Origin of the sequence: Streptomyces sp. NPDC008001 (assembly GCF_042958085.1) — a bacterium.
Classification (GTDB): Bacteria; Actinomycetota; Actinomycetes; order Streptomycetales; family Streptomycetaceae; genus Streptomyces.
Window position 1 is genome coordinate 537,857 of the sequence record NZ_JBIBIZ010000004.1, and the last position, 25,900, is coordinate 563,756.

Annotated in this window: 20 protein-coding genes; 14 read left to right on the forward strand and 6 right to left on the reverse strand. The window is 71.8% G+C overall.

What is annotated here, in order from left to right:
* The first annotated feature begins 723 nt into the window (after nucleotides 1-723).
* Nucleotides 724-2,160: a PQQ-binding-like beta-propeller repeat protein gene (locus ACFZCD_RS13980; protein WP_391830308.1), complete on the forward strand. Its 1,437-nt coding sequence runs from the start codon at nucleotides 724-726 to the stop codon at nucleotides 2,158-2,160.
* A gap of 86 nt (nucleotides 2,161-2,246) precedes the next feature.
* Here the strand turns inward: ACFZCD_RS13980 and ACFZCD_RS13985 are convergent, their stop codons facing one another.
* Complete coding sequence (locus ACFZCD_RS13985; protein WP_391830310.1) at nucleotides 2,247-3,002, reverse strand: hypothetical protein; 756 nt, start codon at nucleotides 3,000-3,002, stop codon at nucleotides 2,247-2,249.
* On the reverse strand, nucleotides 3,002-4,282 hold the full coding sequence (eccE, locus tag ACFZCD_RS13990; protein WP_391830312.1) for a type VII secretion protein EccE: 1,281 nt from the start codon (nucleotides 4,280-4,282) through the stop codon (nucleotides 3,002-3,004). The genes ACFZCD_RS13985 and eccE overlap by 1 nt, the downstream gene beginning before the upstream one ends.
* Before the next feature lie 184 nt (nucleotides 4,283-4,466).
* Here eccE and eccB point away from each other — a divergent pair, with 184 nt between their 5' ends.
* The 4 genes from eccB to ACFZCD_RS14010 all read left to right on the forward strand — a co-directional run bounded on the left by eccB (nucleotide 4,467) and on the right by ACFZCD_RS14010 (nucleotide 8,687).
* Nucleotides 4,467-6,083: a type VII secretion protein EccB gene (eccB, locus tag ACFZCD_RS13995; RefSeq protein ID WP_391830314.1), complete on the forward strand. Its 1,617-nt coding sequence runs from the start codon at nucleotides 4,467-4,469 to the stop codon at nucleotides 6,081-6,083.
* A 152-nt stretch (nucleotides 6,084-6,235) separates the two neighbouring features.
* Entirely contained in the window at nucleotides 6,236-7,681 is a 1,446-nt protein-coding gene (gene mycP, locus ACFZCD_RS14000; RefSeq protein ID WP_391830396.1) for a type VII secretion-associated serine protease mycosin, read from the forward strand.
* Nucleotides 7,682-7,907: 226 nt separating this feature from the next.
* Nucleotides 7,908-8,300 (forward strand): WXG100 family type VII secretion target, encoded by a 393-nt coding sequence (locus tag ACFZCD_RS14005; protein WP_391830316.1) that lies wholly within the window; start codon nucleotides 7,908-7,910, stop codon nucleotides 8,298-8,300.
* Between the two features lie 78 nt (nucleotides 8,301-8,378).
* Nucleotides 8,379-8,687 carry a WXG100 family type VII secretion target gene (locus ACFZCD_RS14010; protein WP_391830318.1) on the forward strand — a complete coding sequence of 103 codons (309 nt, stop codon included), beginning with the start codon at nucleotides 8,379-8,381 and terminating at the stop codon, nucleotides 8,685-8,687.
* A 96-nt stretch (nucleotides 8,688-8,783) separates the two neighbouring features.
* Here ACFZCD_RS14010 and ACFZCD_RS14015 read toward each other — a convergent pair whose 3' ends face one another.
* Together ACFZCD_RS14015 and eccCa are read right to left on the reverse strand one after the other, a co-directional pair.
* Nucleotides 8,784-9,014 (reverse strand): DUF397 domain-containing protein, encoded by a 231-nt coding sequence (locus ACFZCD_RS14015; protein WP_391830320.1) that lies wholly within the window; start codon nucleotides 9,012-9,014, stop codon nucleotides 8,784-8,786.
* Between the two features lie 207 nt (nucleotides 9,015-9,221).
* The gene (gene eccCa / locus ACFZCD_RS14020) at nucleotides 9,222-13,178 is read right to left on the reverse strand and encodes a type VII secretion protein EccCa (RefSeq protein ID WP_391830322.1); all 3,957 of its coding nucleotides are present in this window, start codon (nucleotides 13,176-13,178) and stop codon (nucleotides 9,222-9,224) included.
* Nucleotides 13,179-13,407: 229 nt separating this feature from the next.
* Here eccCa and eccD point away from each other — a divergent pair, with 229 nt between their 5' ends.
* The 6 genes from eccD (at nucleotide 13,408) to ACFZCD_RS14050 (ending at nucleotide 20,621) form a co-directional block, all read left to right on the forward strand.
* The gene (eccD, locus tag ACFZCD_RS14025; RefSeq protein ID WP_391830324.1) at nucleotides 13,408-14,859 is read left to right on the forward strand and encodes a type VII secretion integral membrane protein EccD; all 1,452 of its coding nucleotides are present in this window, start codon (nucleotides 13,408-13,410) and stop codon (nucleotides 14,857-14,859) included.
* A gap of 345 nt (nucleotides 14,860-15,204) precedes the next feature.
* Nucleotides 15,205-15,492, forward strand: coding sequence for a 30S ribosomal protein S15 (rpsO, locus tag ACFZCD_RS14030; protein WP_045934183.1), 288 nt, complete (start codon nucleotides 15,205-15,207; stop codon nucleotides 15,490-15,492).
* Nucleotides 15,493-15,757: 265 nt separating this feature from the next.
* Nucleotides 15,758-17,983 (forward strand): polyribonucleotide nucleotidyltransferase, encoded by a 2,226-nt coding sequence (locus tag ACFZCD_RS14035; RefSeq protein ID WP_391830326.1) that lies wholly within the window; start codon nucleotides 15,758-15,760, stop codon nucleotides 17,981-17,983.
* Nucleotides 17,980-19,359: a M16 family metallopeptidase gene (locus tag ACFZCD_RS14040; RefSeq protein WP_391830328.1), complete on the forward strand. Its 1,380-nt coding sequence runs from the start codon at nucleotides 17,980-17,982 to the stop codon at nucleotides 19,357-19,359. The genes ACFZCD_RS14035 and ACFZCD_RS14040 overlap by 4 nt, the downstream gene beginning before the upstream one ends.
* Before the next feature lie 45 nt (nucleotides 19,360-19,404).
* A complete protein-coding gene (gene dapB, locus ACFZCD_RS14045) occupies nucleotides 19,405-20,157 on the forward strand; it encodes a 4-hydroxy-tetrahydrodipicolinate reductase (protein WP_391830330.1) in 753 nt (250 codons plus the stop codon).
* Nucleotides 20,158-20,162: 5 nt separating this feature from the next.
* A complete protein-coding gene (locus tag ACFZCD_RS14050; RefSeq protein WP_391830332.1) occupies nucleotides 20,163-20,621 on the forward strand; it encodes a hypothetical protein in 459 nt (152 codons plus the stop codon).
* Nucleotides 20,622-20,661: 40 nt separating this feature from the next.
* Here the strand turns inward: ACFZCD_RS14050 and ACFZCD_RS14055 are convergent, their stop codons facing one another.
* Nucleotides 20,662-21,231 (reverse strand): hypothetical protein, encoded by a 570-nt coding sequence (locus ACFZCD_RS14055; protein ID WP_391830334.1) that lies wholly within the window; start codon nucleotides 21,229-21,231, stop codon nucleotides 20,662-20,664.
* Between the two features lie 125 nt (nucleotides 21,232-21,356).
* Nucleotides 21,357-21,599: a hypothetical protein gene (locus ACFZCD_RS14060; protein ID WP_120759614.1), complete on the reverse strand. Its 243-nt coding sequence runs from the start codon at nucleotides 21,597-21,599 to the stop codon at nucleotides 21,357-21,359.
* A gap of 221 nt (nucleotides 21,600-21,820) precedes the next feature.
* Here ACFZCD_RS14060 and thyX point away from each other — a divergent pair, with 221 nt between their 5' ends.
* The 3 genes from thyX (at nucleotide 21,821) to ACFZCD_RS14075 (ending at nucleotide 25,539) form a co-directional block, all read left to right on the forward strand.
* On the forward strand, nucleotides 21,821-22,570 hold the full coding sequence (gene thyX / locus ACFZCD_RS14065; protein WP_391830336.1) for an FAD-dependent thymidylate synthase: 750 nt from the start codon (nucleotides 21,821-21,823) through the stop codon (nucleotides 22,568-22,570).
* 213 nt (nucleotides 22,571-22,783) lie between these two features.
* Entirely contained in the window at nucleotides 22,784-23,686 is a 903-nt protein-coding gene (dapA, locus tag ACFZCD_RS14070) for a 4-hydroxy-tetrahydrodipicolinate synthase (RefSeq protein ID WP_391830338.1), read from the forward strand.
* Nucleotides 23,687-23,853: 167 nt separating this feature from the next.
* Nucleotides 23,854-25,539, forward strand: a complete 1,686-nt coding sequence (locus ACFZCD_RS14075; RefSeq protein WP_391830340.1) for a ribonuclease J — start codon at nucleotides 23,854-23,856, stop codon at nucleotides 25,537-25,539.
* Nucleotides 25,540-25,900 lie beyond the last annotated feature (361 nt).

Genomic DNA, 25,900 nt, shown 5'->3' on the forward strand with positions numbered 1-25,900 from the left:
TTCCACCCGGATCGCGGGGGGAGGCAGAACGAGCGACGGACCCCGCACACAAGAGGTATTGCGCTGATGGCCCAGCCGCCCCCGCCCCCACCGACGCCGCCGAACGAGCCTCCGCAGGACGGCTCCGGCACACCGCAGGACCAGGCTCCGAACGCTCCGCAGCAGCCGCATGAGGCGCCGGCCCAGCAACCGCACGGGGCGCCGGCCCAACAGCCGCATGAGGCCCTGGCCGCGCCGCGGCATGAGGCGCCGGCTCAGCAGCCGCACGAAGCCCCGGTCGCGCCGCCGCACGAGGCCCCCGCCCAGCAGCAGCCTCAGGCCCCGGTCGCACCGCCTCAGGCACCCGCCGCGCAGCCCCACTCCCTGACCAAGCCGCCTCAGGCCTCCGCCCAGGAGCCCGAGGCCCCCGCTGCCCCGCCGGCCCAGGAGCCCCAGGCCCCTGCCGCGCCGCCCGTTCAGCCGCCGCAGACCTTTGCCGCGCCGCCGGTTCAGCCGCCCCAGGCCCCGGTGGTCCCCCCCACCCCGCCACCGCCCGCTGTTCCGCCCGTGCCGCCCGCATGGGGCGGCGCTCCGAGCGCCCCCGCGGCTCCCGGCGGACCGGCCCCCGCCGCCTTCCCGCCGCCCAACCCGAACCCGTACGCACAGCAGCAGATGCCACTGCAGCCCGGCCCGTACGGCGCCTACCCGCCCCCGGGGCAGCCCTTCGGCGCTCCGCTGCCCCCCATGCCTCCCGCCGGAGGCCCGGGCAAGAAGCGGACGGCCGTCATCATCGGTGCGGCCGTCGCCGTCCTGCTCGCCGCCGGAGGTGGCGTGTGGGCCCTGACGGGCGGCAGCGGCGGTTCCGACGGGCCGAAGGGGCACCACAGCGCCTCGCCCACGCCGCACGGGAGCACCGGCAGCGACAGCGACAGCGGCGGCACGGCGGGCCCGCGCGACGGCGGGGACGACGACGATCCCAACAACGGCCGCCAGGCCGGCGAGGTCAAGATCCTCATCAACCAGAACGGTCCCGAAGCCGAGCGCGCGGGCTCCGCGTCGCCCGGCGTGTGGGCGTTCAGCGACTACGTCGTCAAGGCCGTCCAGGAGAAGGTCATCGCCTACTCCACGGCCGACGGCAAGGAGAAGTGGTCCATCGCGCTGCCCAAGAGGGTCTGTGCGGCGCCCGCGAACCTCACCGACGACGGCAAGGTCGTGGTGGCGTACGAAGGCAACGAGAAGGACACCTGCGGCTATTACGCCATGCTCGACCTCAAGAACGGGAAGAAGGGCTGGGACAAGCCCATTCCCAAGTCGGGCGGGTTCGCCGAGAGCTTCATCGGCCTGGACATGGCCCTCAGCGGCAATGCCGTAGGCGCCGCCTGGTTCGGCGGCTCCGGCATGATCCGGGTGAGCGACGGAGAGCCCATCTCCACCCCCGAGCTGGATTCCGGCTGCTCCGTCGACGGCTTCGCGGGCGGCAAGGCGCTGCTGCGCTCGTGGCAGTGCATCAGCGACAACACGTCGCACATCGAGAAGCTCGACCCGTCCACCGGCAAGCCGGTGTGGACGTACGACGGTCGCAAGGGGCTGGAGACCAAGAAGATCTACTCGACCGAGCCGGCCGTCGTCTCCCTCCTGTCGGACGACAAGAAGTCCGGCGGCGTCATCGCCCTCAAGGACGGCAAGGAGCGCTCGGTCATCGACCTCGGCAAGGAGTCGTACGCCCCCACGTGCGGCATGTCGTTCGTGGGGCACGACCTCGGCGGCTGCCAGGGCGTCGCCGCGACCGACGACACCCTCTACCTGCCGACGGGGGGCGAGGACAGCTACACCACCGGCAACGAGGTCCACGCCTTCGACCTCAACACCGGCAAGCGCAAGTGGGCGTCGAAGAAGACCAAGCCCGAACTCATGCCGATCCGGGCGGAGGGCGACAAGGTCTTCGCCTACCAGAAGCCCTCCTACGACAAGGCGGGTGCGCTGGTGAGCATCGGCCCCGACGGCGAACCGAAGGTCGTGCTGCAGGCCCCTCAGGCCACCATGCACGCCGAGAACCTCTTCTTCAGCGCCAAGTACTTGTACGAGGGTGACCACCTCGTCATCGCCACCACCCGCCTGTCGAGCAGCAGCTCGGAGGGCAGCGACGCCAACAAGCTGCTCCTCGCCTTCGGCAAGGGCTGACGCAGCAGGCCGGCCGGCGCAGCGGCCGTACGGACACCGCATGGGGCGCACCAACCGGTGCGCCCCATGCCGTAGGCCCGAAGCGGTCAGTCCACGCGGCGTGGGGCCCCCAGCAGCCCCGTCTCGGCCTCCGTCACCCGCACGTCGACATACGTCCACGACCCGCGGGCGCACCACAGCGTCACGGTCTCGGGAAGCGTGGGCAGCGCCTCGACGTCGGCCTGGGGCAGCCCCAGGAGCCGGCCCAGCAGCTGCGCCTCCTCCGGGGAGACCCGCTGGACGCCGACGAGGTCCACGCCGCCCAGCAGACGCGGTGCGTCCGGCCCCGCGAAGGGCAGCAGCGTCAGGACGGACTGCCAGGGCGCCGTCACGACGCGTCCGCGGGGCGGCCGCGCGCCGCAGTCGCGCACGACCAGCACGGGGCTGTGCACCGACGGGCCCTGCGGCGGCACCCGGCCCACGTCGTGCAGGGTGACGCACGGCTGCCCGCCGTTGGCGGCCTGTGCGAGCGCGGTCCACAGCCGGCGGCGGCCGGTCTCCACGGCGATCCGGGCACCCGTACCGGCCGTACGCAGGGCGATTACCTGAGCCGTCCAGACGCCGCCGATCAGGACGGCTTCGAACGGCACGGGGCGGGCCACCCCGAGCACCGCCGGCGCCTCATGGGGGCCGGTGCCGATCACCACACCGTCGTCGCCGACGGGCAGCGCCAGTGCCTCGAACTCCTCGGCCGCGAGCTCGTGCCGCCCGCGGCGCGGCCCGAGCAGCCCGCGGCCGGCCCGCAGCCACCCCGCCCCGGAAGCCGGAGGGACGGCGGCAGGGGAAGGCGTAGTGGCGGCCATCAGCGCGTACCTCCGAGGGGCAGAGTGGCGAGCATGCCGGGCACCTGCTCGTGGTCCAGCCGCACGAGGCCGGCGCGCGCGGTGCGCGCCGCACGTTCCAGGTCCCGTCGTGTGGCCGCGAGTTCGTCGGAGCTGCGCCCGGTCACCCGGACGTGCAAGGTCACCGTCGGTGCATGACGCCCGCCGCGCAGGCCGCCGCGGCCCAGTGTCAGGCTCAGCGTCGTCGCCAGGGCGGGCAGCGAGGTGAGCAGTGCGGCGAGCTGCGGCAGGGGAGTGGCCCCGGGCCCGAGCTGCGGCCAGCGCGCGAGCCAGTACGTCGTGTGCCAGCGGTCGTCGCACCGCAGCGCACGGGCGCTCTCCAGCGTGCGCCGTGCGGGTGCGGCGGACCGCGCGGCCTGGGCCGACGCCAGCGGGTTGACGTTCGCCGCCGTGGATATCGCGGCCGTGAGCTCTTCCTCGGACAGCAGCACTGCCCGGAAGCCGGCCCCCTGCAGCCGGCTCGCCAGCTGGTCCGCCACGCGCAGCACGCAGCGCCGCGCGCCCTCCTCGCCCCCGCCGCGTGCCTCGACCGCCTCCCGGCACAGCTCGGGGTCGAGCTTCAGCGCCACCCACGTCGTCCGTACCGCCGGAGCCCCGGACAGGGCCTGCAGGGGCGCGTAGTTCCGCGCGGCCAGTGTCTCGGAAGGCAGGTGCGGGGCCGGGGCGGGCAGGGTGCTCTGCACCACCTGTACGGACTCCAGCCGGATGCCGTCGACATCCAGTGCGTCCCGCAACAGGGCCAGCGGCAGGGCCTTTTCGGTCCGCACGGGGCGGAGGGGCGCGTCCACGGCGTCGACGCGCAGCACGGCCGTCACGAACGTCCCGTCCCCGACGAGGCCGACGGCGCGCTGCTCGCGGCCCGTGAACGTGCTCGTCCGCAGTGCCGGTTCGCACTCCAGGACCGGGGCGATCGACGGATCCGTGCCCAAGGGCGCCGGTTCCACCCGCCGGGCGCGGGCGCTCAGCGCCAGTGAGGCCAGCAGGGACTCCGCCACCGGCCGCTGGCCCAGGGGCACCAGCGCGAGCAGCACCAGCATCACGGCCACCGCGGCGGCCGGTGCGAGCACCAGCGGGCCGAGCGCCCACCCGAGCAGCACCAGGCCCGCGGCGACCTCCAGCAGCACCAGCTGCTGCAGCCGCACCGGCCCGGCGCTCCCGCCCCGCGCCGAGGACCGCGGGACGACGACCGCCGCCCCGGGCCCGGCATCTCCCGGCGCCCGTACCTGCGTTGCGGCACCCATGCCCGTCACAGTCCCCTCAGCCGTCGCCGGCCGCTTCCGCGGACCGGCCGGAAATCCCCGATCAGCGGAAGGCCCTGACGGACGTGCTGATCCCTACGGGCATAGTAGGGGGCCGGTACGACTACCCGACCAGGTGCAGCGGGTGCCGGCCGACGCCGACGACCAGGGGAGAAAGCGGCTACACATGGCATCACGGCGGGATGAGCTCAACGCCTACATCTTCGCGAGGAAGCGCACGATCGCGGCCTTCCTGCAACCTTCGCCCGGCGGAACGGAGGAGGGAGCGCCCCGCCCCCTGCGAGCGGTCCTGCCCGGCCTCGTCGCCGGGGCGGTGCTGATCGCCGGGTTCGGCGCCTGGGGCATGTTCCGGCCGACCGCGCCCAAGGGCTGGGACGACGAGGAGGCGCACGTCATCGTCGGCAGCCAGTCCACCACCCGTTACGTCGTCCTGGTGACGGACGGGAAGAAGCAACTGCACCCCGTCCTCAACTTCGCCTCCGCCAAGCTGCTCCTCGCCCCCGACAAGTCCACCGTCATCAAGGTGAAGGAGGAGGAGCTCGACAACGGCCACATCCCCCGCGGCCCCACGCTCGGCATCCCGTACGCCCCCGACCGCATGCCCGGCGCGGACGAGGCGGGTAAGCAGAAGCAGTGGGCCGTCTGCGAGCAGTACGGCGGCACGGGGCGGGCCACGCAGAAGGCCGTCTTCCTGTTCGCCGGACGGGATCCGAAGCTGAAGAAGCTCACCGGCGACCAGCGGCTGCACGACAACCAGGCCCTGTACGTGCAGGGGCCGGACGGGGCCCGCTACCTCGTCGATCCCCGGGGCACCAAGTACTTGCTCGGCGGTGACGACTGGCGGTCCGCCGACGCCTCCGACCACAACCTGCTGCTCCGCTCCGTCTTCAACGACGGGGCCCAGGCCCAGCCCGTCACCAAGGACTGGCTGGACACGCTGCACGACGGCGCGCCCATCGTCTTCCCGGAGACCGGCGGCGACATCGGCGCGGACGCCGGCATCGGCACGCTCCCCGCCAAGGCCAACCGCGTCGGCACCGTTCTGGAGGCCCCGACGGGCACCGGTACCCAGAACTACGTGGTGCTCCGCGGCAAGGTCCAGCGCGTCTCGCCCTTCGTCGCCAAGCTCCTCCTCAACAGCAGGAAGCTGGCCCCGCTCGGCCAGGCCGGCGTGCCCGAGCGGGTGAGCGCGGCCGCCTTCACCCCGGCGGAGGACGAGTTCTACGGGCAGAACCACTGGCCCGCAAGGGTGCCCCAGCAGGCCAACTTCACGGGGACGGGGGACGCCGTCAAGAAGACCGTGTGCAGCATCTTCAGCGGCATGTCCGCCGGCGGCACCACCGAACTCGCCACCTGGGCGGGCACCGCGTACCCGGCGACGATCCCCGACGGCGCCACCAGCGCGTACGTCACCCCGGGCTCCGGGCTCCTCTACCGCCAGGTCACCGGCCGCCAGACCAACAGCGGATCGGTCTTCCTCGTCACCGACACGGGGCTGCGCTACGCGGTCCAGTCGAACAGCGACAGCGGCGCGGACAAGTCGAAGATCGGCGAGAAGGCGTCCCCGCCGGCGGGCCAGGACGGCTCGTCCGAGGCGGCGCATGAGGCGCCGCACGGGGCGGCGGACGCCGGCTCCGCCGGACCCGCCGAATCCGACCAGGCGCGCATCAGGCTCGGCTACGGCAAGGTCGACCCCTTGCCGGTGCCGGCGAACTGGTCGCAGTTCCTGCCGACGGGCCCCCGGCTGGACACCAACAGCGCCAAGCAGCCCCAGGGGTCGTGAGACAGCCGATGCCACGAACGACGACATCCCTCACTCTTGCCCTGGCGGCGACGCTCACGGCGGGAGCGACCGGGGCACCCGCCCTTGCCGAAGCGTCCTCCGCAGCGGCAGTGCAGACCGCCCCTGCGCCGTCCGGTGCGTCACCCGTGCCGGTGAACCCGCACCTGGACGGCAGCGGGGAGTGCACCTACCCCGCCAAGCCCATCAAGGGCACCCCTTGGTCCCTCCAGCGGATTCTCCTCGACCGTCTCTGGCAGGACACCAAGGGCCGGGACAGCGCGGGCCGGCCGGTCCGCGTCGCCGTCATCGACACCGGCGTCGACGTCAGGAACCCGCAACTCAAGGGTGCCGTCGACGTCGAGAGCGGGGCCGACCTGCTCACAGGCATGCCGGAAGCAACCAAGAACGGCGCCGTGGACGGCGGCGCCAAGGACGGCACCGGAGTGACCGCGGACGCCAAGGACGCCCCCCGGGCACCCGGGCCCGGCCCGTCCCCCGGCCCGTCGGCAGGCGCGAAGGACGGGAAGAAGGACAAGAGCACGCCGCCGGCGAGCCCGTCCGCGAGCCCGTCGGCCGGTGACAAGAACGAGTCGAAGAAGCCGGAGAAGTCGCCCGAGCCGAGCCCGTCCAAGAGCCCGGAGAAGAGCCCCGAAAAGCCGCCGGAGAAGGAGCCCGAGAAGCCGAAGCCCGATCCGGCCCTGGACCTCGTGGGGCACGGCACCAAAGTCGCCGGCATCATCGCGGCCCGCCCGTCCCCCGCCAGCGGATTCGTCGGCATCGCCCCCGAGTCGGTCATCATCCCGATCCGCCAGAACGACGAGAAGGGCACCGGGACCACCCGCACCCTGGCCCAGGGCATCGGCCTCGCCGTGGCCGCCGGAGCGCGCGTCATCAACATCTCCCAGGACACCCAGGACCCGGCGAAGCTCCTGCGCCCCGACTCCGACCTCGAACGCGCCGTCAAGGACGCCCTGGAGAAGGACGTCGTCGTGGTCGCGTCGGCCGGCAACGACGGCCTCGGGGGCGAGGTCAAGGAGACCTACCCGGCGGCGTACAAGGGCGTCCTGGCGGTCGCCGCTTCCGACCGCAACAACGAGCGCGCGTCCTTCTCGCAGCCCGGCGAGTTCGTGGGCGTCGCCGCGCCCGGCGTGGAGATGGTCTCCACCGTCCCCCTGGGCGGCCAGTGCGTCGACAACGGCACCAGTTTCTCCGCCCCGTACGTGGCCGGAGTCGCCGCCCTCATCCGCGCCAAGCACCCCGACTGGAAGCAGCACCAGGTCGTCGCCCAGATCGAGCAGACCGCGGAACGCGCCACCAACGGCCACGACCGCTACATCGGCTGGGGCGTCGTCGATCCGGTCCGCGCCCTCACGGAGGACGCTCGCCCCCTCGACCGCGTCACCCCGGCGAAGCCCGCGGCCCGCACCGTACGGGCCCCCGACGTGGCCCCGCTCGCCGCCGGCGAGACCCCGCAGCAGCGGAAGGAACGCCTCGCCACGTATGCCCTGGGCGGTGCGGCCGTGCTCGTCGCGACCATCGCCGGCGCGGCCCTCGTGGGCCGGGAACACCGGCGGCGGAGGGGCCTGCGCGGCATGTGACGGCCTGTGACGGCCGTCAAACTCTCTTGATATGTCTGTGGTTGGGGCACGCGATACGAGTGGCTAGAGTGGCAGGGGCGTCCTTCGTGGGCGCTTGAGGGGGAGGGTTCGAGGTTCCGACCCGGGACACGGGCATTGAGGCTCACCGGACGACCGGCCCCGCGCGGCCGGCGGCCGGCTTTATGCACACATCGCGAGACAGGCCCCTCGGGGGGAAAGGCGGAACATGTCGGAGAACGAGCGGCAGAAGGTCAGTGACGAGGCGTTCAAGGCCTTCACGGACGCCATCGACAAGACCAGCTCGCATTTCTCGGCCAACCTGCGGCAGCTGGCGAATGTGATCGCCACGCTCGACGGCGGCAGCTCGTGGAAGGGCGAGGCGCACAAGGCCTTCCGCAAGGCCCAGAGCGACCTGAACGACGACCACGACCGCGTGCGCCGGATGATCGACCGGGTGCGCGAGGCCGTCGTTCTGACGCACCGTGCGTCCGGGGCGACCGACGGGGAAATCGCGGCCCAGATGAAGGGCATCGACGTCAGCGGCGGCGGCTCGGCGGCCGCCGGTGCCGGCGGGGGCCACGGCGAGCAGCCCCGCAGCGGGATCGACGCCTACAGCTGATGCGGCCCGGCGCGTACGCCCGCCGGCCCTTTCGATCCTTTCCGACCGACGAACGACACCACAAAGGGTGGGGAAACAATGGCAGACCAGGGTGGAGAGCTTGTAGTCAACTACGCCTCCCTTCAGACCACGGCCACTGACATCAAGAAGGCCGCGGCCGTGATCGAGCGGGAGCTGGAATCCATGCGCGCCGCCGTGAACAAGGTCGCGGCCGGCTGGGAGGGCGAGGCCCACCAGATGATGCTGCACGTGGACGCGGAGTTCCGGCGGCGGAGCGCGCACATCCAGGAGACGCTCAAGCAGGTCTCGGACCTCGTGCTCCAGGGCGGCGAGAACTTCCACGCGACCGACAAGAAGGCGTCGCAGCTCTTCGACATCAGCTACTGAAAGCCGCAGCGGCGCACCGCGGCTGAAGCTGCTCGGGGCGGGCGGCCGGGAACACCGGCCACCTGCCCCCGAGCGCGTCCGGGCCCGTAAACCGGGTCACTTCAGATCGAACTCGCCGTCGCGCGCCCCCAGCACGAACGCCCGCCACTCGGACGGGGTGTAGCGCAGGACGGTGTCGGGATCCGTCGACGACCGCATCGCCACCGCACCGTCGGAGAAGTAGGCGATCTCGACGCGCTCTTCGTCCTCCTTGGCTTCGGGCGCGCTCAGCCATTCGAGACCGGAGATGTCGCGGGCGTACAGCTCGTCCTTCTCGTGTTCGTCCATGGGGGCAGGGGCCGCCTTTCGGGTGCGCAATTCCGCCGGATCCCTGCGCGCATCACGCCAGTTGACGCCCGTAGGGAGAACAATCGTCAGCAGCGTACTGCGGATGGATCCGCGGCAGAGCCGGTTCCGGAACGGTGCTTGCGAAGAGCCCGGATTCCGCGCGGAAGGTGATATAGGAAGGCTCCGTCCGGGCCGTCACCGTGCCCCTCACGCCTCCTCCGGCACCCACCCCACCTGCACCAGCGGCACGCCCCGCTTCCGCGACACGAAGTACCCGCGCCCCGGCGGCATCTGGTGCGGCCGCACGCCGCCCAGCAGGTCGCCCTCACCCGGGTCTCCGGACAGGAGCACGCCCTGTGCGCCGAGCTCCTTCACCCGCTGCATGAAGGTCTCGTACATCGACCGGGACGCGCCCGCCGAGCTGCGCGCGATGATGAAGCGCACGCCGACGTCGCGCGCGAAGGGCAGGTTCTCGGTGAGGACGGCGAGCGGGTTGCCGCTGCCGGTGGAGACGAGCTCGTAGTCGTCGACGATGACGAAGAAGCGCGGGCCCGACCACCAGCTGCGGTCGCGCAGCTGCTGCGGCGTGATGTCGGGCTGCGGAGCGCGCCGCTCCATGAGGCCGTTGAGGGCGTTGGCGTGCACGGTGAGGGCCGAGGCGACCGGCGCGTACTCCAGCAGGTGCGTGGAGGGGACGACGTCGAGGAGCGTCCGGCGGTAGTCGCCCACCACGATCTTCGCCTCGTCCGGGCCGTACCGCTCGGTGATCTGCTTGGCCAGGAGGCGCAGCAGTGCGGTCTTGCCGGACTCGCTCTCGCCGAAGACGAGGAAGAACGGGTCCGTCTCGAAGTCGACGAAGACCGGCTCCAGGTTGGTCTCGTCGATGCCGAAGGCCACGCCGTGCTGCGGGTACTCGAAGCCCTTCGGCAGGTCGTCGGCGCGCAGCCGGCGCGGCAGGAGCCGCACACCGGGCGCGCCGGGGCCGCTCCACGCCTCGCTGACGGCGCGGACCATGGCGGCGGTGCCGTCCGTGAGGGTCTCGGGGTCGCTGTCCGAGTCGATGCGGGGCACCGAGGCCATGAAGTGGAGCTTCTCGGGGAGCTGGCCGCGGCCGGGCACGCCGGCCGGGACGTTCGCGGCGACCTTGCGGTCGAACTCGGAGTCCATGGTGTCGCCGAGCCGCAGTTCGAGCCGGTTGAGGAGCTGGTCCTTCAGCGAGGCGCGCACCTCCATGTTGCGGGAGGCGGTGACGACGACGTGGACGCCGTAGCCCAGGCCGCGCGCCGCGATGTCGGCGACGACGCCCTCCAGCATCTCGTACGCCTGCCGGAAGCTGGCCCACCCGTCGACGATGAGGAAGACGTCGCCCCACGGCTGGTCCGTGATCTCGCCGGACGCCCGCATCCGCCGGAACGTGCCGATCGAGTCGATGCCGTTGGCCCGGAAGTACTCCTCGCGGCGGGCGAGGACGCCCGCCACCTCGGCGACCGTACGGCGCACCCGCTCGGGGTCGAGCCGGGACGCCACGCCGCCCACGTGCGGCAGCCCGGCGATGGCGCTCATGCCGCCGCCGCCGAAGTCCAGCCCGTAGAACTGCACCTCGGCCGGGGTGTGCGTCAGCGCGAAGGCCGACACCAGCGTCCGCACCAGCGTGGACTTGCCGGACTGCGGGCCGCCGACGATGAGCATGTTGCCCGCCGCGCCGGAGAAGTCGCGGTACAGCACGTCGCGGCGCTGCTCGAAGGGCTTGTCGACCAGGCCGATCGGGACGCTGAGGCGGCCGAGGCGCGGGTGCTCGGGCGCCGTCAGGCCGCGGCCGGGGACGGCCGACAGGGGCGGCAGGAGCTCGTCCAGGGCCGCGGCCCGGTCGAGCGGCGGCAGCCACACCTGGTGGGCCGGCGGGCCCTGGCCCTCCAGCCGGCGCACGATCACGTCGAGGACCGTGTCGGCCAGCGCGTCGTCGCCCGGGGCGGGCGCCGCCGGCGCCACGGAGGCGGGGGCGGTGTACGTGACGGGGACCGGCTCGGCGGTGAACAGGACCGGGCGCCGCTCGATCGGCAGGGGCCCCGTGCCGGGCCCCGTGCCCGCGTTCGACCGGTACGTGCCCGAGACGTACGCCGCCTTGAAGCGCGTCATCTCGTCCGTGCCGAACTTCAGGTAGCCGGAGCCCGGCACGGACGGCAGGTGGTACGCGTCCGGCACGCCGAGCGCCGTGCGCGACTCGGCGGCCGAGAACGTCCGCAGGCCGATCCGGTACGACAGGTACGTCTCCAGGCCGCGCAGCCGGCCCTCCTCCAGCCGCTGCGAGGCCAGCAGCAGGTGCACGCCCAGGGATCGGCCGATGCGGCCGATCTGGATGAACATGTCGATGAAGTCGGGCTTGGCCGTCAACAGCTCGCTGAACTCGTCGATCACCAGGACGAGTGAGGCCAGCGGCTCCAGCGCGGCGCCGGCCGCCCGCGCCTTCTCGTAGTCGTGGATGTTGGCGTAGTTGCCCGCGGAGCGCAGCAGCTCCTGGCGGCGCTGCAGCTCACCGGTGATCGAGTCGCGCATGCGGTCGACGAGCGTCAGGTCGTCGGCCAGGTTGGTGATCACGGCGGCGACGTGCGGCATCTCCGACATGCCCGCGAACGTCGCACCGCCCTTGAAGTCGGCGAGGACGAAGTTCAGCGTCTCGGAGCTGTGGGTGACCGCGAGCCCCAGGACCAGGGTGCGCAGCAGCTCGGACTTGCCGGAGCCGGTCGCCCCGACACACAGGCCGTGCGGCCCCATGCCGTCCTGCGCGGCCTCCTTCAGGTCCAGCATGACGGGGGCGCCGTCCTCGCTCACACCGATCGGCACCCGCAGCCGCTCGGCGGCCGACCGCGGCCGCCACGTGCGCGCCACGTCGACCGAGCCCGCGTCGCCCAGCCCCAGCAGGTCGGTGAAGTCCAGGTTCGCCAGCAGCGGCTCGTCGCCGTCGCCGCCCCCGCCCATGCGCATCGGCGCCAGCTGCCGCGCGAGCGCCTCCGCCGCCTCCATGGCGAGCGTGTCGGGCACTCCTTCGTAGACCGCCACCTGGGACATCAACCGGAGCGTGCCCGGCTGCACGACCACCGACAGCCCGCCGCGCGGCTCTCCCAGGTCGCCCGTCACCACCTCGACGACGGTGACGCCCTGCAGCCCCTCGGGCGCCGCGAACACCGAGTCCGCCGGCACCGCCGCACCGTCCAGCACGACCACCACGTGCGGCTGGTCCAGCAGCGGCTGGCCGTCCCGGCTGAAGCGCGTACGGCCCTCCAGACGGGGCCGCAGCAGGTCCTCCAGCTCCGTCAGGTCGTCGCCGATCAGCCTCCGCGCGCCGGCCCCGTCCACCGCCCCGGGCACCTGCACGTGGGGCAGCCACTTCGCCCACTCCCAGTACGAGGCCGCGCCCCGTGCCGAGACCACGGCCACCACGAGGTCCTCCGGCGAATGCAGCGTCACCAGCTGCGCCAGCAGGGCCCGCGCCGTCCCGTGCACCGCCTCGGGCTCGCCCGACAGCGTCACGTGGTAGAAGGCGCGCAACGACAGCGCCACCGGCATGCCGTCCAGCGAGCCGTGCGTCGCCAGGAACTGCTGCATCGCCCCCGTCGTCAGCGGCTCCAGCTCGTCTATCGGCGCCGTCTCCGGCGCCACCAGCGGCGTCGCGAGCTGCTGCGTGCCCAGCCCGATGCGCACCTGCGCGAAGTCGTCGTCGCTCGCACGCCGCTCCCACAGCCGCGTGCCCTCGGCGACCACCGACCACAGCTGGTCGGGGGAGGGGTGCAGGTAGAACTGCGCGTCCCGCTGCGCCCTGGCCGTGCGCTGCACGGTGCGCCGGGTCTGCGCCAAGTACTTGAGGTAGTCGCGGCGCATGTCCGCGGTCCGCCCCTGGGTGCCCTGCCGGTGCCGGACGATCATCGCGATGGTCATGCCGAGCGTCGAGCACATCATCAGCACGCCCATGATCTTCATCATCGGGGCGGCACCCGGCATGAAGAAGTAGACCATCGAGGAGGCCATGCCGAGCGTCGGCAGCAGCTGCATCAGCAGCCCTTCCTGACGGTCCCTCGGCAGCTCGGGCGGCGCCTCCAGAAGGACCTCCTCGCCGGGCACCTCCGGCGGCAGGGCCCTCGGGGGACGACTGACCACGATCTGGCTCACCGGATGCCTCAACCCCTCCGCACGGCAAGGACAGTTCCGCGTGGTACCGCCTGTCGCCCCGTCGGCGACGGCCCCCCTGCGCGGAACGGTGATCCTATCGGCGTACGGAACGGAAGCCCCCGATAGGGTGGCCGGACTGCCGAGCACGTCGGGCACCGTGCATCCGCAACAGCCGGGCACGGTGAACGAACACAGTGAACGAACACAGTTGAATCAAGGGGCCTGATAGGTGAGTACGTCTGCTGCGACCGGCTTCTGCAGAGTGACCGTCGTCGCACCCGACAGCCGCATCGACGTCGCCCTGCCGGACGACATCGCCGTCGCCGACGTGTACCCGGAGATCCTGCGCCTGACCGGCCAGACCCAGCCGGCCGGCGCCCCCACCGGCTACCACCTCGTCCGCCGCGACGGCACCGTCCTCGACAGCGCCCGTTCGCTCGCCGCCCAGCGCGTCCTGGACGGCGACCTGCTCGCGCTGCGCCCCTTCGCGGAGTCCCTGCCGCCCGCCGTGCACGACGACGTCAGCGACGCCATCGCCTCCGCCGTCACCCGTGACCACACGCTCTGGAACGACGGCCTCCTGCGCGCCTGCGGCCTGGCGGGCGGGGCGCTGCTGCTCGCCCTCATGGGCCTCGCCCTGTGGTTCGCCGACCCCGTCCGGCACGACATGCACGGCCTGCCCGGCGCCGTCGCTGCAGCCGCCGGCGTCCTGCTGACGGCCCTCGCGGGCGTACGGGCCCGGGTCTACGCCGACCGCGCCTCCGCCGTCGCCCTGGGCCTCGCCGCCCTCCCGCACGTGATGATCGCCGGCGCGGGCATCCTCGCCCCCGCCCCGGGCGAGGGAGCCGGCCGGCTGCAGTTCCTGCTGGGCTGCGCGGCCGTGCTCGTCGCCTCCGCCGCGCTCGTCGGCATCCTGCCCACGGGCGACGCCCCCTTCGTTGCCGCGCTGGCGGCCGCGGCCACCGGCACCATGGCCGCCTTCTGCGCGATCCTCACCGAGGCGCGACCGGCCGATGCCGCCGCCGTCTGCGCCGTCGCCGCCATAGGAGCCATCGCGTTCCTGCCCGGCCTCTCCGCCCGCGTCGCCCGCCTCCCCATCGGCTACGCCGCCCCGCGCGCCGCGGCCACCACCGACCGGTCGTCCGCCGCCGGCGGCCCGCAGGCCGACCCCGTGGACGCCGCCCGCATCGCCGCCCAGGTCCGCCGCGGCCACGAGCTGCTCCTGGGCCTCGTGGGCGGCTGCGCGGCCGTCGTCACCGGCTCCACGGCCGTCCTGGCCTTCGCCGCGGGCGGCAGCCCCTGGCCCCGCCTCCTGGCCCTGACCGCCGGCCTCGCGATGCTGCTGCGCGCCCGCCTCTTCCGCTACACCGCCCAGGTCGCGGCCGTCCTCGGTGCGGGCCTCGCCGCCCTCGTCCTGCTCGTCCTCGGCCTCTCGCTCCTGCCCCCCGCCGACGGGGCCGGCGGCTCCCTCGACGTCCGTACGCTCTGGCTGGCCGCCTCCGTCACCCTCGGTGGGGCACTGCTCACCGCCGTCGCGCTGATCGTCCCCGCCAAGGGCCTGTCACCCTTCTGGGGGCGGGTCTCCGACCTGGCCGAGAGCGCCCTGCTGCTGGCGCTCGTACCCTTGTGCCTGGCGGTCCTCGACCTGTACTCGACGGCCCGCAGCCTGTCCGCGGGGTAGAGCCCCGGGGCTGAGGGGCCGGCCGGAAGGGCTGCGGCCCGCATGGGGCGCCCTACGCGGGCCGCCCCATGCCGTGCCCCGTGCGGCCCGCCCCATGCGGTCCGCCCCGGCCTCCCCCCGGGCCGCCCCATGCGGCCCGCCCGCCCTACGTCCGGGCCGTCCTGCCGGGAGAGCTGGTCCGGGCTGGTACTCTGTGCAACGGCCGTTTGTGTACGCGCCTCCGGAGTGCCTTCACCGGTCTCTGGGGACAGCGCCCAGCGGACCCCGCCTCCCGAGTAACGGAAGCTCCCCTGAGAAAAAGACCAGGGGCACTCGGTGGCCAAAAGTCACTCAGAAGGAGTACGCGTGTCGCTCGACGCCGCTACGAAGAAGCAGATCATGGCCGAGTTCGCCACCAAGGAGGGCGACACCGGCTCCCCCGAGGTCCAGGTTGCGATGCTCACCCGCCGCATCTCGGACCTGACCGAGCACCTGAAGCAGCACAAGCACGACCACCACTCGCGTCGTGGCCTGCTGCTCCTGGTCGGCCAGCGTCGCCGCCTGCTGCAGTACCTGGCCAAGAAGGACATCACGCGCTTCCGCGCCCTGGTCGAGCGCCTCGGCATCCGCCGCGGTGCCGCCGGCGCCAAGTAAGACACCGTGAAGGGAGCGGTTCCCACCATCTGGGGGCCGCTCCCTTTGCGTATCTCGTGGATAGCAGAAGCTTTGTAGTCTGGTTTCCACAACGGCATCCGTGCCGAACCGTATGAGGAGGAGCGCTCCGCTCGCCGCCGGTCCTCGGTAGTGGCCCCCGGATCAGGGAAATCCGGGTGCTTCGATCGAAGACCGGCCAGCACCGACGCTCCTCCGCCCCCGTCCCCGCCACACGGGCCGGGACGTAGACGAGGAGATATCCCTGGTGGAGAACGAGACCCACTACGCCGAGGCCGTCATCGACAACGGCGCCTTCGGCACCCGCACCATCCGCTTCGAGACGGGCCGCCTGGCCAAGCAGGCCGCCGGTTCCGCCGTGGCGTACCTGGACGACGACACCATGGTGCTGTCGGCCACCTCCGCTTCCAAGAAGCCCAAGGACCAGCTCGACTTCTTCCCCCTCACGGTGGACGTCGAAGAGCGCATGTACGCGGCCGGCAAGATCCCCGGCTCCTTCTTCCGCCGCGAGGGCCGCCCCTCCGAGGACGCGGTCCTCACCTGCCGTCTGATCGACCGGCCGCTGCGCCCCTCCTTCAAGAAGGGCCTGCGCAACGAGATCCAGATCGTCGAGACGGTCATGGCCCTCAACCCCGACCACCTCTACGACGTGGTCGCGATCAACGCCGCCTCCTGCTCCACGCAGCTCGCGGGCCTGCCCTTCTCCGGTCCGATCGGCGCCACCCGCGTCGCTCTGATCAAGGGCCAGTGGGTCGCGTTCCCGACCCACACCGAGCTCGAGGACGCCGTCTTCGACATGGTCGTGGCCGGCCGCGTCCTGGAGGACGGCGACGTCGCGATCATGATGGTCGAGGCCGAGGCCACCGAGAAGACCGTCCAGCTGGTCAAGGACGGCGCCGAGGCCCCCACCGAGGAGGTCGTCGCCGCCGGTCTCGAGGCCGCGAAGCCCTTCATCAAGGTGCTGTGCCGCGCCCAGTCCGAGCTCGCCTCGAAGGCCGCCAAGCCCGAGGGCGAGTTCCCGGTCTTCCTGGACTACCAGGACGACGTCCTGGCCGCCCTGACCAAGGCCGTCCGCGACGAGCTCGCCCAGGCGCTCACCATCGCCGGCAAGCAGGAGCGCGAGGCCGAGATCGACCGCGTCAAGGAGCTCGCCGCCGAGAAGCTCCTGCCGGAGTTCGAGGGCCGCGAGAAGGAGATCTCCGCCGCGTACCGCTCGCTGACCAAGTCCCTGGTCCGTGAGCGCGTCATCAAGGAGAAGAAGCGCATCGACGGCCGCGGCGTGACGGACATCCGTACGCTCGCCGCCGAGGTCGAGGCCATCCCGCGCGTGCACGGCTCCGCCCTGTTCGAGCGTGGCGAGACCCAGATCCTGGGCGTCACCACCCTCAACATGCTCCGCATGGAGCAGCAGCTGGACACCCTCTCCCCGGTGACCCGCAAGCGCTACATGCACAACTACAACTTCCCGCCGTACTCCGTCGGCGAGACCGGCCGCGTCGGTTCGCCGAAGCGCCGCGAGATCGGCCACGGCGCCCTGGCCGAGCGGGCCATCGTGCCCGTGCTGCCGACGCGCGAGGAGTTCCCCTACGCCATCCGCCAGGTCTCCGAGGCGCTGGGCTCCAACGGCTCGACGTCCATGGGCTCGGTCTGCGCCTCCACCATGTCGCTGCTGAACGCCGGTGTGCCCCTGAAGGCCCCCGTCGCCGGCATCGCCATGGGCCTGATCTCCCAGGAGATCGACGGCAAGACGCACTACGTCGCCCTCACCGACATCCTCGGTGCGGAGGACGCCTTCGGCGACATGGACTTCAAGGTCGCCGGCACGAAGGAGTTCGTGACCGCCCTCCAGCTCGACACCAAGCTGGACGGCATCCCGGCCTCCGTCCTGGCCGCGGCCCTCAAGCAGGCCCGCGACGCGCGTCTGCACATCCTCGACGTGATGATGGAGGCCATCGACACGCCGGACGAGATGTCCGCCTACGCCCCGCGGATCATCACCGTCAAGATCCCGGTGGACAAGATCGGTGAGGTCATCGGCCCCAAGGGCAAGATGATCAACCAGATCCAGGAGGACACCGGCGCCGAGATCACGATCGAGGACGACGGCACCATCTACATCGGTGCCGCCGACGGCCCCTCCGCCGAGGCCGCCCGCGCCACGATCAACGGCATCGCCAACCCGACCATGCCGGAGGTCGGCGAGCGCTACCTGGGTACGGTCGTCAAGACCACCACCTTCGGTGCCTTCGTCTCCCTCATGCCGGGCAAGGACGGTCTGCTGCACATCTCGCAGATCCGCAAGCTCGCCGGCGGCAAGCGCGTGGAGAACGTCGAGGACGTGCTCGGCGTGGGCCAGAAGGTCCAGGTCGAGATCGCCGAGATCGACCAGCGCGGCAAGCTCTCCCTGATCCCCGTGATCGAGGGCGAGGACGGCGACAAGGCCGACGAGACCAAGGACGAGTCCGCCAAGTGACGTCCCGTAGTACACGGAAGACGGCCCGCACCTCCTCGGAGGGGCGGGCCGTCGCCCGTACCCAAACGCTTCTCAAGGGCGAGAACGGCATCGGCACGGTCCGCCGCACCACCCTCCCGGGCGGTCTGCGCATCGTCACCGAGACCCTGCCGTCCGTACGCTCCGCGACCTTCGGCATCTGGGCCAACGTCGGCTCCCGCGACGAGACCCCGGCCCTCAACGGCGCCACCCACTACCTGGAGCACTTGCTCTTCAAGGGCACGGGCAAGCGGAGCGCGCTGGACATCTCCTCGGCCATCGACGCCGTCGGCGGCGAGATGAACGCGTTCACGGCCAAGGAGTACACGTGCTACTACGCGCGCGTGCTCGACACCGACCTGCCGCTGGCCATCGACGTGGTCTGCGACATGCTCACCGGCTCGCTGATCGACCCGGCCGACGTCGACGCCGAGCGCGGCGTGATCCTCGAAGAGATCGCGATGACGGAGGACGACCCCGGCGACTGCGTGCACGACCTGTTCGCGCACACCATGCTGGGCGACACCCCCCTCGGCCGCCCCGTCCTCGGCACGGTCGACACCATCAACGCCCTCACCCGCGACCAGATCGCCCGCTTCTACAAGAAGCACTACGACCCCACGCGCCTCGTCGTGGCCGCCGCGGGCAACGTCGACCACGCGAAGGTCGTCCGCCAGGTGCGCGCCGCCTTCGAGAAGGCCGGCGCCCTGGGCCGTACGGACGCGGAGCCCGTCGCCCCGCGCTCCGGCTCCCGGACGATCCGCACCGCCGGCCGCGTGGAGGTCCTCGGCCGCAAGACCGAGCAGGCGCACGTCGTCCTCGGCATGCCGGGCCTCGCGCGCACCGACGAGCGCCGCTGGGCGCTCGGCGTGCTCAACACCGCCCTCGGCGGCGGCATGAGCTCCCGCCTCTTCCAGGAGGTCCGGGAGAAGCGCGGCCTCGCCTACTCGGTGTACTCGTACACCTCGGGCTACGCCGACTGCGGCCTCTTCGGCGTCTACGCGGGCTGCCGCCCGAGCCAGGTCCACGACGTGCTGAAGATCTGCCGCGAGGAGCTGGACAAGGTCGCCTCGGAGGGCCTGCCGGACGAGGAGATCAGCCGCGCCGTCGGACAGCTCGCCGGCTCCACCGTGCTCGGCCTGGAGGACACCGGTGCGCTCATGAACCGCATCGGCAAGAGCGAGCTGTGCTGGGGCGACCAGATGTCCGTCGACGACATGCTGGCGCGCATCTCGGCCGTGACCCCGGACGAGGTCCGCGAGGTGGCCCGCGATGTACTGGGGCAGCGTCCTTCGCTGTCCGTCATCGGCCCGTTGAAGGACAAGCAGGCGGCACGCCTGCACGAGGCCGTTTCTTAGTTCACCGCGGGATGTAGTTCACCGCTGTAGAGGGAAGCAGGGACGATGAGCAAGCTGCGCGTGGCGGTCATCGGCGCCAAGGGCCGGATCGGCTCCGAGGCCGTGCGGGCCGTCGAGGCCGCCGACGACATGGAGCTGGTGGCCGCGCTGGGACGGGGCGACAAGCTGGAGGCGCTGACCGAGGCGGGGGCCCAGGTCGCGGTCGAGCTGACGCACCCGGGCTCGGTGATGGAGAACCTGGAGTTCTGCGTCCGCAACGGCATCCACGGCGTCGTCGGCACCACCGGCTGGACCGAGGAGCGCCTCGCGCAGCTGGAGTCCTGGCTCGGCGCCTCCCCGTCGACCGGTGTGCTCATCGCCCCGAACTTCTCCATCGGGGCCGTGCTCACCATGACCTTCGCCCGGCAGGCGGCCCGCTTCTTCGAGTCCGCCGAGGTCGTCGAGCTGCACCACCCGAACAAGGCCGACGCCCCCTCCGGCACGGCCACCCGCACCGCGCAGCTCATCGCCGCCGCACGGCGCGAGGCGGGCTGCCCCCCGCAGCCCGACGCCACGACGACCGCCCTGGAGGGCGCACGGGGCGCCGACGTCGACGGCGTGCCCGTGCACGCCGTGCGGCTCCGTGGCCTCCTGGCCCACCAGGAAGTGCTGTTCGGCGACACCGGCGAGACGCTCACCATCCGGCACGACTCGCTGCACCACAGCTGCTTCATGCCGGGCATCCTGCTCGGCGCGCGGCGCGTCGTCTCCACCCCGGGGCTGACGTTCGGCCTGGAACACTTCCTGGACCTGGGCTGAGCACCGTGCGCGCCAAAATCGTCTACTTCGCCCTGGCCGCCGTCCTGGTCGTCTACTTCGTCCTGGTCGGCAGCCGCGGAGTGATGCTCATCCAGCAGGGCACCGCCGTCACCGTCGCCTTCGGCGCGGCGGTGCTGGTGCTGCCGTTCATCGGCGCCTGGTTCCTGTACCACACCACCAAGTTCGCGCGCGACGCCAACCGGCTGGCGCGGGAGCTGGAGGCCGAGGGCGGCCTGCCGGTGGACGAACTGGTACGGACGCCGGGCGGCCGCATCGACCGCGACTCCGCGGACGCGGTCTTCGCCAAGCGCAAGGCCGAGACGGAGGACGCCCCGTCCGACTGGCGCGCCTGGTTCCGGCTGGCCGTCGCCTATCACGACGCCCGCGACACCCCGCGCGCCCGCAAGGCCATGCAGCGGGCGATCGCGCTCCACGACGGCAAACCGGTACGGGTGGACGCGTAGGCCCGGGCGGCCGCGCGTCCGCCGCGGTCCGCCGGACGGGCTAGGCGCGGCGGAAGTCCGCCGCCCAGCCCTCCACCGCGTCGCACGCGATGTCGAACGCCTGGGGCCGGCCGAGGAAGTCCGCCCCGTGGCTGGTGACGAGGGTGGCCAGCGGCGCGCCGCCGGCGCGCTCCACGACGACCGCCCGGCCCTGCACGGTGCGGGGGAGCCCCAGCCACCGCACGGGCTGCTGCACGAGGCGCACGGCCGTCACCTCCGCCCAGGGCACCGTCCTGGCGGACAGCAGCCGCACGTGCCGCAGCCCGCGCTCGCCCACCCACACGCCGACCCGCACGAGGCGCACGGCCGTCAGGATCACCAGGACGGCGACGGCGACGCAGATGCCCGCCGCGGGGAGGGACCCGGCCACCGCGATGATCATCGCGGCGAAGAGGACGTACGAGGCGAGGAGCAGCAGCAGCGCGGTGACGCCGACGCGCCACGGGCCGGGCCGGTACGGGCGGCGCCAGCGGGCCGAGTCCTCGTCGTGGCCCCCGGGCGGGACGGCCGCGGCGCCGGCGGGCGCGAGCTCCTCGACGTCGCGGTCGGCGGTCAGAAAGGGCAGGGGCACGACGTTTCCTCACTCATCAGCACGCACGCTCGAATGGCTGTGCCCGGTGAGGCTATAGAAAAGGGCGGGACCCGGGCACACCAGGGTCGGTGCGCCGGGTCCCACCCGTCATGATCAACCGCAGGTCAGCGGCCGTCCGAGGCCTCGGAACGCTGCGACTGGTGCGTGTCCTGCACGCTGGGCTGCAGGGACGGCATCCCGAACAGCAGCGCTCCGACCAGCCCCGTCGCCACCGTCAGACCCACGAGCACACGGCCGGCTATCTGCGAGCGGCTCGCGCGTTCTCGGGGCGGCGGCGTGACGTTGCTGCGGTAGCGCTCTGCCTCGGCGACGAAGGCGAACGGCACGGGCTCTCGCCGGCGGAACATGATGAGGGCTCTCCTAGGAACCTCGAAAATCTGCTGTCGTACGTAAGGACGATCGAAGACGGCTGCCGGTGCCCGTTTTCGGTGACTTCTGTGAAAAATCTCAACCAGTGGGCACCTTCCCCCGGCCGCGCCGGGGCCGTAGGGGCCGCTTGGGACCGGTTGTCAGTGGGGGCCCGTAGGCTGGGCGCCGCCCGAGCACTGCAACTGGAAGGACCCCGCCGGTGACCGACAGCCCCACCGAGACCGCCAAGGAAGCCGAGCCGACGTTTCGCGGTGACGTGACCGTCGAGCTGGTCAAGCACAGCGCGGCCGACTCCGACGTGCTGTGGGCGGCCCGCGTCTCCACCGCCGGCGAGCAGTCCCTGGAAGAGATCACCAAGGACCCCGAGCGGTCCAAGGGGCTCATCAACTTCCTGATGCGCGACCGTCACGGCAGCCCCTTCGAGCACAACTCGATGACGTTCTTCATCAGCGCGCCGATCTTCGTCTTCCGCGAGTTCATGCGCCACCGCGTGGGCTGGTCGTACAACGAGGAGTCCGGCCGCTACCGCGAGCTGCAGCCCGTCTTCTACGTCCCGGACGCCGAGCGCAAGCTCGTCCAGGAGGGCCGCCCCGGCAAGTACGTCTTCGTCGAGGGCACCGAGGCGCAGCACGAGCTCACCTCGCGCGTCATGGAGAACACCTACCGCGAGGCCTACGAGGCCTACCAGGAGATGCTGGCCGCCGGCGTCGCCCGCGAGGTCGCGCGCTCGGTCCTGCCGGTCGGCCTGTTCTCGTCCATGTACGCCACGTGCAACGCGCGCTCGCTGATGCACTTCCTCGGCCTGCGCACCCAGCACGAGCAGGCGGCCGTGCCCTCGTTCCCGCAGCGCGAGATTGAGATGGTCGGCGAGAAGATGGAGGCGGAGTGGGCGAAGCTCATGCCGCTCACGTACGCCGCGTTCAACAAGAACGGCCGCGTCGCCCCGTGACGGGATCCGCGAAGGACCGCTCGTGACGGGTCCGGCGCGGAGGAGCCGTACGGGCCGGTAGCTTAGGTGTCCGTATTGCGGCTTTTCGTGGCTTTAATCTAGTCTGAAAAGACGGACCCGGCACTGCTTGAACCCCCGAGCAGGCAGTGCCGGGATCCCTTTGGCACTCCCCGAGGGGGCACCTCACGGTGAGCAACGAGTAGCGTGGCCCTCATGGCTCCGACCTCCACACCGCACACGCCCTTCGGGCGGGTCCTGACCGCCATGGTCACGCCCTTCACCGCTGACGGTGCCCTCGACCTCGACGGCGCTCAGCGGCTCGCCACCCACCTCGTGGACGCCGGTAACGACGGCCTGATCGTCAACGGCACCACCGGCGAGTCCCCCACCACCAGCGATGCGGAGAAAGCCCAGCTCGTCAGGGCCGTGGTCGAGGCGGTCGGAGACCGTGCCCACGTGGTCGCCGGAGCCGGCACCAACCACACGCACCACAGCGTCGAGCTGGCCCGCGCCGCCGAGAAGGCGGGCGCGAGCGGCCTCCTCGTCGTCACGCCGTACTACAACAAGCCCCCGCAGGAGGGCCTGGTCCGGCACTTCACCGCCGTCGCCGACGCCACCGGCCTCCCGGCGATGGTCTACGACATCCCCGGCCGCAGCGGCGTCGCCATCGACACCGAGACGCTCGTCCGGCTGGCGGAGCACCCCCGCATCGTCGCCAACAAGGATGCCAAGGGCGACCTGTGCGCGACGAGCTGGGCCATCGCACGCTCGGGGCTCGCCTGGTACTCGGGCGACGACATGCTCAACCTGCCGCAGCTCGCCGTCGGCGCCGTCGGCTTCGTCTCCGTCGCCGGCCACTTCGTCGCCGGCGACCTGCGCGCCATGGCCGACGCCTACGCGTCCGGTGACGTCGCCAAGGCCACCGCGATCCACCAGAAGCTGCTCCCCGTCTTCACCGGCCTCTTCCGCACCCAGGGCGTCATGACCACCAAGGCCGCCCTGGGCCTGCAGGGACTGCCCGCGGGCCCCGTCCGGCTGCCGCTCGTCGAGCTCACCGAGCAGGAGACCGAGCAGCTCAAGCGCGACCTCACGGCGGGCGGCGTCCGGCTCGGCTGACCGCGCGCGCCCCCAGGGAACCGGGCCCCGGCCCGGCCCGCTCACAGACTTCACAACTGAATAGCCCGAGGACTTCACGACTGAAGACCGAAAACAACTGCAAGTGCACGAGGTCACGCGCGCCATATGTCCCGAGGACATGTGGCGTGCGTGGTGAGGAGATACTTTTGAGCCACCCGCATCCTGAACTTGGTCCCCCGCCGAAGCTCCCCGAGGGCGGCCTGCGCGTCACACCGCTCGGCGGCCTGGGGGAGATCGGCCGCAACATGACGGTCTTCGAGTACGGCGGCCGTCTGCTGATCGTCGACTGCGGAGTGCTCTTCCCCGAGGAGGAGCAGCCCGGAATCGACCTGATCCTGCCCGACTTCTCGTCCATCCGTGACCGCCTGGACGACATCGACGGCATCGTGCTCACGCACGGCCACGAGGACCACATCGGCGGCGTCCCCTACCTGCTCCGCGAGAAGCCGGACATCCCGCTGATCGGCTCCAAGCTGACCCTGGCCCTCATCGAGGCCAAGCTGCAGGAGCACCGCATCCGCCCGTACACCCTCGAGGTCGTCGAGGGCCACCGCGAGCGCATCGGCCCCTTCGACTGCGAGTTCATCGCGGTCAACCACTCCATCCCGGACGCGCTGGCCGTCGCCATCCGCACCCCCGCCGGCATGGCCGTGCACACCGGTGACTTCAAGATGGACCAGCTCCCGCTGGACCGCCGCCTCACCGACCTGCCGGCCTTCGCCAAGCTGGGCGAGGAGGGCATCGACCTGCTGCTCGTGGACTCCACGAACGCCGAGGTCCCCGGCTTCGTCCCGCCGGAGCGCGACATCTCCGGCGTGCTGCGCCAGGTGTTCGCCAATGCCCAGAAGCGCATCATCGTGGCCAGCTTCGCCAGCCACGTGCACCGCATCCAGCAGATCCTCGACGCCGCCCACGAGTACGGGCGCCGTGTCGCCTTCGTCGGCCGTTCGATGGTCCGCAACATGGGCATCGCCCGCGACCTGGGCTACCTGCGGATCCCCGCCGGCCTCGTCGTGGACGTGAAGACGCTGGACGACCTGCCGGACGACGAGGTCGTGCTGGTGTGCACGGGCTCCCAGGGCGAGCCGATGGCGGCCCTGTCCCGCATGGCCAACCGCGACCACCAGATCCGGATCGTCCAGGGCGACACGGTCATCCTGGCCTCGTCGCTCATCCCGGGCAACGAGAACGCGGTCTACCGCGTGATCAACGGCCTGACCCGCTGGGGCGCGAACGTCGTCCACAAGGGCAACGCCCGTGTCCACGTCTCGGGCCACGCCTCCGCCGGCGAGCTGCTGTACTTCTACAACATCTGCAAGCCCAGGAACCTCATGCCGGTGCACGGCGAGTGGCGCCACCTGCGGGCCAACGCGGAGCTCGGCGCACTGACGGGCGTTCCCAAGAACCACATCGTGATCGCCGAGGACGGCGTCGTGGTGGACCTGGTGAACGGCGCGGCGAAGATCGTCGGCAAGGTCCAGGCGGGCTACGTGTACGTGGACGGCCTCTCGGTCGGCGATGTCACCGAGACCTCGCTCAAGGACCGCCGCATCCTCGGCGACGAGGGCATCATCTCCGTCTTCGTCGTGGTCGACAGCACGACGGGCAAGGTGGTGAGCGGGCCGCAGATCCAGGCGCGCGGCTCGGGCATCGAGGACGCCGCGTTCTCGGCCGTCATTCCCAAGATCGAGGAAGCGATCGGCAAGTCCGCGTCCGACGGGGTCGTGGAGCCGCACCAGCTCCAGCAGCTCATCCGCCGGACGATGGGCAAGTGGGTGTCCGACACCTACCGCCGCCGCCCGATGATCCTCCCTGTGGTCGTCGAGGTCTGACGCTTCGTCAACCGAACGGACGGCCGCCCCGGTGCCGATTTGCATCCGGGCGCGGCCGTCCAGTAGGTTTACGGCTCCACCGCGAGGGGAACGCCCGGACGTTCGTGACGAACGTGCAGGATCGTTCCGAGGCGGTGGGAATTCCGACCGGAGAGATCTGATAAAGTCGGGATCACCGCCGGAAAGCGAAAGCTGAAAGGCGAAACCCCGCTCCAACAGGGGGCCGGAAAAGGGATTCGGACCGACTGCTTCATTGAGAAGCGGGGGGAACGGAAAACGGATCTGGTAAGGTTGGAAACAACGAAGGGAAGCGCCCGGAGGAAAGCCCGAGAGGGTGAGTACAAAGGAAGCGTCCGTTCCT

Bases quoted from the DNA above. Each gene is read 5' to 3' on its own strand.
- ACFZCD_RS13980 (WP_391830308.1), top strand. From the start codon at position 724: ATGCCTCCCGCCGGAGGCCCGGGCAAGAAGCGGACGGCCGTCATCATC.
- ACFZCD_RS13985 (WP_391830310.1), bottom strand. From the start codon at position 3,002: ATGGCCGCCACTACGCCTTCCCCTGCCGCCGTCCCTCCGGCTTCCGGG.
- eccE (WP_391830312.1), bottom strand. From the start codon at position 4,282: ATGGGTGCCGCAACGCAGGTACGGGCGCCGGGAGATGCCGGGCCCGGG.
- eccB (WP_391830314.1), top strand. From the start codon at position 4,467: ATGGCATCACGGCGGGATGAGCTCAACGCCTACATCTTCGCGAGGAAG.
- ACFZCD_RS14005 (WP_391830316.1), top strand. From the start codon at position 7,908: ATGTCGGAGAACGAGCGGCAGAAGGTCAGTGACGAGGCGTTCAAGGCC.
- ACFZCD_RS14010 (WP_391830318.1), top strand. From the start codon at position 8,379: ATGGCAGACCAGGGTGGAGAGCTTGTAGTCAACTACGCCTCCCTTCAG.
- ACFZCD_RS14015 (WP_391830320.1), bottom strand. From the start codon at position 9,014: ATGGACGAACACGAGAAGGACGAGCTGTACGCCCGCGACATCTCCGGT.
- dapB (WP_391830330.1), top strand. From the start codon at position 19,405: ATGAGCAAGCTGCGCGTGGCGGTCATCGGCGCCAAGGGCCGGATCGGC.
- ACFZCD_RS14060 (WP_120759614.1), bottom strand. From the start codon at position 21,599: ATGTTCCGCCGGCGAGAGCCCGTGCCGTTCGCCTTCGTCGCCGAGGCA.
- dapA (WP_391830338.1), top strand. From the start codon at position 22,784: ATGGCTCCGACCTCCACACCGCACACGCCCTTCGGGCGGGTCCTGACC.